The sequence below is a fragment of the Occallatibacter sp. genome (genome assembly GCF_049802275.1).
Taxonomy (GTDB): Bacteria; Acidobacteriota; Terriglobia; order Terriglobales; family Acidobacteriaceae; genus Telmatobacter.
The window spans coordinates 1-6,382 of record NZ_JBARMD010000369.1 but is presented as its reverse complement, the minus strand read 5'-3'; the positions used below and the strand labels follow the sequence as shown (position 1 = coordinate 6,382).

Sequence of the window (6,382 nt, the reverse complement as noted above, 5' to 3'; positions counted from 1 at the left end):
GGTGTACCCTGCTTCGTCCGCGGCATCTTCTGCATCAAAGAACGGCGCACTGCTAAGCGTGTTGAAAGAAGAGCTGTTTTCGCTGGAAAGCGAGAAACTGACCGGAGCCGTATCGCCGGCTGAATACGCTGAAACCAAAGCAGCGCTGGAGACTGTTTTGAAGCGCGCACTGAAACATAAATCGTAATCCGAGATTGGAAACCCGGCGCTCGCTCAAGTCAGATGGGCGGGCGCCGCTTTTTTTCGGAGCCTGCATTGCATTGCTCCAAAGTTAGCCTCCATTCCTTGTTTCAACTTCTTCCCTCTCCTGTATTCTTCCGAGATGAAGACCGTTCTTCGCACGCTGCTTTATCTCGCCCTCATCGTCTGGATTGGCGCCGAGATTTATTTCCCGATTGTTGCTGCGGTTACCTTCGGCTCTCTTCCGGGTGCTACCCATACGGCCGGAACGATCGTCGGAGAATTGTTGCGTATTCTGCACGGCATGGGAATCGTTTGCGGGCTTGTGCTGCTGGCTCTGATGGCGCTTGCTCCCGCCTGGAACATCTATAAGCCGCGTTCGGTGCTGGCGCCGATGGTGCTCGTCGTCCTGATGCTGGCCTGCACGGCCTACTCGCAGTACGGCATTATTCCGGCGATGGAACGTGATCGCGCAGCAGCAGGCGGCGCAATCGACACCGCCGACAGCACCAATCCCACGACGGTGCACTTCAACATGCTGCACAATCGCAGCGAACACGTTGAAGAAGCAATCCTGCTCTTTGCTATTGCGACGGTGGTGCTGGTGGCGCGGGCAGAGTCAACCCGCGCATAGGCGGTTCGCATGGGACATGAAGCGATTTGTGCGTGCCTGTGGAACGGAACGAGCGCCACTGTGAAGGCGCTCATTGAGCCGCCGGAGTTAATACTGCGCGGAGAGATGCGGCGCAAAGTGGCGTTTACAAAAATGAAGAATGTCCGGGCCAACGGAGGCTGGCTTCGGTTCACGTTCGAGGGCGAATCTGTCGCTCTCCAGCTTGGCGATGGGATGGCGGCGAAATGGGTTGAAGCACTCCTGAAGCCTCCTCCTACGCTGGCAAAGAAACTTGGTATCACGCCGGAAATAACGGTTCGCACGATCGGGGCGATGGATGATGCAGCGTTGAAAAGCGCGCTCGCGGAGGCGAAGGGCGTCTCCCAGCACAAAGGCGACTTGATACTGGCGCGCGTGAATACGCAGGCTGAGCTCCATTCCGCGCTGCATAAGGCTGCGAATCAACTCGCCGCCGGGGTCCCCATCTGGTTCATCTATCGCAAGGGTCCCGGGATGAACTGAATGAGAACCAGGTACGCGAGACGGCGCTGGCGAAAGGAATCGTGGATACCAAGATTGCGGCAGTGTCGGCAGAGTTCTCCGCCCTGCGATTTGTGAAGCGGCGCAGCTAGCCTGCTTGTCACGGCTTGTCACTGCGTTGTCCCGGAGGGGGTGTTATGCTCACTCGCCAAAGGAATATCCAATGCCGCAAGCAATTGAAACTGCCCCTGAGGTGCGGGTCGAGCCAAACGCACAATCAGCAATTGAAGCACGCGTTGCGCGCGGATGCATTCCATGGGCAGCCCCGCTCATCGTCATGGTGGCTCGACCTCTACTCATGATTGTGGCGCAGGGGCTGACAGCACTGATTCTTGCCGGCTTGCATCGTCCTGATGCCTGGCATGAGGCCGGACACTGGTGGACAGTATACGGCACGCTGGTGGACATCGGCTGTCTGGCGGCGATGTTCTGGTTCACGCGGCGCGAAGGCATTCGATTGCGCGATCTTTTCGGCCCAGTGCGGCTGCGCTATGGCAAGGACATCTTTCTGGGACTTGGCTATTTCGCGCTTGTCTTTCCGCTTTTTCTTATCGGCGGCATGGCGTTCCACAAGCTTCTCTATGGCGCGTCGACCGCAGACGCGGGAGCATACCTTGTGCAGCCGCACGCCATGCCGGTCTGGGCCGTCGTCTACAGCCTTTCACTGTGGTGGATCATCTGGTCGCCAACCGAAGAAGCCACGTATCAGGCCTTCGCACTGCCCCGGATGCGCGCACTCACCGGTCGCACGTGGCTGGCCTTTGTTGTGGTGGGGTTCGTCTGGGCTTTCCAGCACAGTCTATTGCCGTTTGTGTTGGATTGGCGCTTCATCCTGTTTCGCACCCTGGCGTTTGCTCCCGGAGTCTTTGCCATGATGGCAATCTACTGGCGTACCCGCCGCCTGGCTCCGTTGATTGTGGCGCATTGGCCAATGGATATTGCGGGCGCGCTGATGACGTGCGTATTGCCGAATCTGAAATGACGCGACCACCGAAACTACTGAGAGCATGTCGTTCTGCGACCCTACAGGGGCAGCGCTCTTGTCTATTCCCTATTCCCCGATCCATGCTCTTCGTTCTTGTATCATCGTAGAGGCCCTGAAGCGCGCAAAGTATCGTGCAGGGGCGCCATCGGAAACACATGAAAACTGGCATCATCGGCCTGCCTCAGGTGGGCAAGACATCGTTATTCAAGATTCTTACGAAGGCGAAGCTCGAAGATCGCGGCTATTCCAATCCTCGCGAATCGCACATTGGAGTGGCAAAGGTCCCCGACGAGCGGCTCGACAAACTTTCCGCGCTCTACTCCCCGAAGAAGACCACGCACGCGACAGTTGAATACGTCGACGTGGCAGCAATCGGGCAGGAGGCACTGAAGGAGACGGCGTTCCTTACCAGCCTCCGCAATGTCGATGCGTTGATCCACGTGCTGCGCGCGTTTGAAGACGATTCGATTCCGCACGTCGGGCCGATCGATCCTCTGCGCGACGTGAAGAACGTTGAATTCGATTTGATGATCAGCGATCTGACTCAAGTGGAAAAGCGCCTGGAGCGCCTCGAGAAGGACCTGAAGAAGGGCCGCACCAGCGAACTCGAGCGCGAGCAGGCTCTGCTGTTGCGCTCAAAAGAGGCGCTTGAAAAAGAACAGCCGATTCGCGAACTGGAGATGACGCCGGAAGAAAAGAAACTCATCAAAGGCTTCATGTTTCTCTCGCAAAAACCTGTTCTGTATGTAGTTAATATTGGTGAAAGCATGACCCTCGGCAATGACTTGGATGCAGCCGTGGCACTCTACAAGCTCACCGATGTAGCGCAACGACCCAATGCGGGAGCCACCGCCATCTGCGGAAAAGTCGAGGCGGAACTCGCGGAAATGGATGAGGCTGAGGCTGCAGAGTTCCTATCCAGCTACGGCCTGCACGAAAGCGGTCTGGTTCGACTGATCCGGAAGAGCTATGAGCTGCTGGGACTCATCAGTTTCTTTACCGCAGGCGAAGATGAGTGCCGCGCGTGGACCATTCCGGCGGGGTCGAAGGCTCCGCAGGGAGCCGGTGCGATTCACTCCGACCTGGAACATCACTTCATTCGCGCGGAGACAATCCGGTGGGACAACCTGCTGGCGGCGGGCAGTGAAGCGAATGCGCGCGCGCAGGGAACGCTTCGTCTTGAGGGCAAAGAGTACGTGGTGCAGGATGGCGACGTGATGCATATCCGGCACAGCGGGTAACGCAATTCCATCAGTCGCCTCGATCTCGAAGCCGTACACTCAAGTCGACGCAACCAACTCAGGAAATGCCCTAAGGTAAGCAAGAATGCTCAAACTCTCGGTGGCCCTCGGCGTACTGGCCGCGCTTGCGGATATCGCCGGCGGGCTGGTGCTGGTGCGGGCTCGCGGCGTGCAGCGTTATCTGCGCTATTTTGTCGCGCTGGGCGCCGGCTTCTTGATGGCTGTCGCGCTGCTCGAGATGACGCCGGAGAGCCTGAAGCTGAATCCTGTGCTCGGGCCGATCCTCATCATGATCGGCTACTGCGCGGTGCACCTGCTTGAGCACACCATCAACTCGCATTTCCACTACGGCGAAGAGACGCACCACAACGAATTCGTTTCGGCACGAACGGGTTATTCGGTGCTGGGCGGACTAAGCATGCACGCGCTCTTCGATGGCGTTGCCATCGGTTCCGGATTCGTAGTGAATAACGCTCTGGGCTGGCTGATTTTCCTCGCGGTATTCCTCCACAAGGCGCCTGAAGGGTTCACGATGGCCTCGGTCATGCTGGCCAGCGGTCGTAGCCGGACCGCGGCATTCTATTCCGCGGTTATTCTTGCGGCTGCAACCGTTGTAGGCGTTTTGGTGATTGAACTGGTGCCGGGGTGGATGCCCTACGGGTTGCCCGTTTCAGCAGGAGTAGCGCTCTATGTCGGTGCTAGCGACCTTGTGCCTGAGGTCAATCGCGAGCCCGGCATCCGCATGGCGCTGGTGTTCTTCCTCGGAGTAGTGGGATTTCTTGCGATGCGCTGGGCGTTGCCGGCGCTGTGAGACAGCGCACCGCATCAATGGAAGGAACTGACCGGCACGGCGCGGCGCAAACCGAACCTGGTGCGATAGAGCCGGAAGAGCAGTCGGCCGTATTCGAGGGCAACCTTCATGTTGGCCTTGCTGGCGCCTCGATAGCGCTGCCCAAATTCGAAGGGAACCTCGCGAACCGAAGAGATTCCAGCGCGAACGAGGACTTCAAGCAGCAATTTGAAGCCGGATTGTTGAAAAGGAATGTTGACCAGGCAATCCCGGCGCACAAAGAAAAAGCCGGACATGGGATCTTTGGCGCGAAGACCGACACGCTGAATGGGCCACGTGGCCCACACGGCGGCTGCTGAGAGCAACTTGCGCAAGGGGTTCCACTGCCCCAGGCCACCGCCAGGCGTGTAGCGGCTCCCGATCACAAGGTCGCATCCTGAGAACATCGCCGCGATAAGCTCCGGCAGCAGCTCAGGGGGATGCTGCAGGTCAGCATCCATGACGCCGACGATCGAAGCATCGGTATTTTCCCAGCCGTGCAGAACCGCTCCCGAGAGACCACGCTGGTCCTTGCGCACCAAAAGGCGTACCCGCGGATCCTGCTGCGCAATGGCGGAGACGATTTCGACGGTGCCATCACAACTGTTATCGTCGACGATCAGGATTTCGTAGTCGAATTTAAGCGGATCGAGAGCGGCGCGGACGCGCTCGAGCAGCGGAGGAAGGTTCGCGGCCTCGCACAAAGTAGGAATGACGAGCGCCAGCTTTTGCCGAAGGCATGGAGCCCTCAGATCCACGGCGGCAGAACTCTCTGCCTCGTCGAGCGTGCCCCGAACCGGACTGATAAATGTTGACGCCATGCTTTAGGTTCTACGGAGTATAGCGGATGAAACAACGCGTGGGTACTCAAAACAAGAGACTTGCTTTAGATTGAGGCTCGGGCGCCATGCGGCTCGGTGACCTAATACAATGGAAACAGGGATTTTAGTCGAGCGCCTCCAAAGTAATCTGGTTATCGTAAGCCTAAGCTTTTTGAGGTCGTCCAACAGAACAGGCACCCTCCGACGGACACCTATCTCTTCCCTGATAAGAGGTTAAAAGTGACGGCTTTCTGAGGGGTAGTCTCCTTCCGTCATCGTATGCAAGAGGGTCCCGTTCTCCCTGCTCATGGGAAATTCAAATTGGATTGTCCGAGCTGAATCTTTTGAGAAGCGGTCGCAAGCGCAACATACTTCTGATCCTCGCCTTTTCACTGCTGGCGATGGCTGTAATGGGGTATCACCCGGGGCTTGAAGATGACGGCGTCTACCTGACTGCCGTCAAGAGTGACCTGAATCCGGCACTCTATCCTCACGACGCGCCGTTCTTCCGTGTGCAGCTGCAGGCGACGCTCTTCGATAAGTGGGTTGCAGATTTCATTCACTTCACCCACCTCCCCGTTTCGGTTAGTGAGCTGTTGTTCCAGTTTGTTTCAATCTTGCTTATCGTTCTGGGGTGCTGGAGTATTGCGAAGCTGCTCTTCGAGGACGAACGGGCGCAGTGGGCCGGGGTGGCCCTGACCGCCGCTATGATGACGCTGCCGGTCGCGGGAACGGCACTCAACCTTGTCGATCAGCATCTGCACCCACGCAACGTGGCTACTGCCTTTGTTCTGCTGGCGGTGTCGCGCATCATGGCAGGCAAGCGCTGGCAGGCTGTCCCCCTGCTGTTACTCGCATTTGTCATGCACCCCATCATGGCGGCCCTGGGCATTTCGTTCAGTTTCTTCCTCACCATCGCGATGCTGGAACCGGTGCATGTCTGGCTGCGTTCACTGCGCGATTCGCTGGCCGCTGCCGTGCCGCTTGGCTGGATTTTTGAATCTCCGACGCCCATCTGGCACCGCGCTCTGCAAACCCGCACTTATTACTTTCTTTACAGCTGGACATGGTATGAGTGGCTGGGAGCCCTGGGTCCGCTATTTCTTTTCTGGCTGCTTTGGCGGGTCGCGCTGAGGCGGGGCGAGACAATGCTGGCACGCTTCGCCCTCGCCG

At 58.0% G+C, this 6,382-nt stretch carries 7 protein-coding genes and 1 pseudogene; 7 read left to right on the top strand and 1 reads right to left on the bottom strand.

Going from position 1 to position 6,382, the window contains the following annotated elements; all coding sequences use genetic code 11:
* From WA354_RS12855 to WA354_RS12830, 6 genes and pseudogenes are all read left to right on the top strand, one after another.
* A pseudogene (locus WA354_RS12855) lies at window positions 1–187 on the top strand (carboxypeptidase regulatory-like domain-containing protein); the annotation flags it as partial.
* Window positions 188–322: 135 nt separating this feature from the next.
* Complete coding sequence (locus tag WA354_RS12850) at window positions 323–814, top strand: DUF4149 domain-containing protein (RefSeq protein ID WP_472813410.1); 492 nt, start codon at window positions 323–325, stop codon at window positions 812–814.
* 9 nt (window positions 815–823) lie between these two features.
* Window positions 824–1,315, top strand: coding sequence for a hypothetical protein (locus WA354_RS12845; protein WP_472813409.1), 492 nt, complete (start codon window positions 824–826; stop codon window positions 1,313–1,315).
* A gap of 181 nt (window positions 1,316–1,496) precedes the next feature.
* Complete coding sequence (locus WA354_RS12840) at window positions 1,497–2,315, top strand: CPBP family glutamic-type intramembrane protease (RefSeq protein WP_472813408.1); 819 nt, start codon at window positions 1,497–1,499, stop codon at window positions 2,313–2,315.
* Window positions 2,316–2,473: 158 nt separating this feature from the next.
* Window positions 2,474–3,559 (top strand): redox-regulated ATPase YchF, encoded by a 1,086-nt coding sequence (gene ychF / locus WA354_RS12835; RefSeq protein ID WP_472813407.1) that lies wholly within the window; start codon window positions 2,474–2,476, stop codon window positions 3,557–3,559.
* Window positions 3,560–3,644: 85 nt separating this feature from the next.
* Window positions 3,645–4,370 carry a ZIP family metal transporter gene (locus WA354_RS12830; RefSeq protein ID WP_472813406.1) on the top strand — a complete coding sequence of 242 codons (726 nt, stop codon included), beginning with the start codon at window positions 3,645–3,647 and terminating at the stop codon, window positions 4,368–4,370.
* Between the two features lie 14 nt (window positions 4,371–4,384).
* Here WA354_RS12830 and WA354_RS12825 read toward each other — a convergent pair whose 3' ends face one another.
* Window positions 4,385–5,209, bottom strand: a complete 825-nt coding sequence (locus WA354_RS12825; protein WP_472813405.1) for a polyprenol monophosphomannose synthase — start codon at window positions 5,207–5,209, stop codon at window positions 4,385–4,387.
* A 344-nt stretch (window positions 5,210–5,553) separates the two neighbouring features.
* On the opposite strand from WA354_RS12825, the gene WA354_RS12820 reads away from it, so the two are divergent.
* On the top strand, window positions 5,554–6,382 hold an 829-nt coding region (locus WA354_RS12820), incomplete at its 3' end, for a hypothetical protein (protein WP_472813404.1).

Coding starts and splice junctions, on each gene's coding strand:
- WA354_RS12850 (WP_472813410.1), top strand. CDS start 323: ATGAAGACCGTTCTTCGCACGCTGCTTTATCTCGCCCTCATCGTCTGG.
- WA354_RS12845 (WP_472813409.1), top strand. CDS start 824: ATGGGACATGAAGCGATTTGTGCGTGCCTGTGGAACGGAACGAGCGCC.
- WA354_RS12840 (WP_472813408.1), top strand. CDS start 1,497: ATGCCGCAAGCAATTGAAACTGCCCCTGAGGTGCGGGTCGAGCCAAAC.
- ychF (WP_472813407.1), top strand. CDS start 2,474: ATGAAAACTGGCATCATCGGCCTGCCTCAGGTGGGCAAGACATCGTTA.
- WA354_RS12830 (WP_472813406.1), top strand. CDS start 3,645: ATGCTCAAACTCTCGGTGGCCCTCGGCGTACTGGCCGCGCTTGCGGAT.
- WA354_RS12825 (WP_472813405.1), bottom strand. CDS start 5,209: ATGGCGTCAACATTTATCAGTCCGGTTCGGGGCACGCTCGACGAGGCA.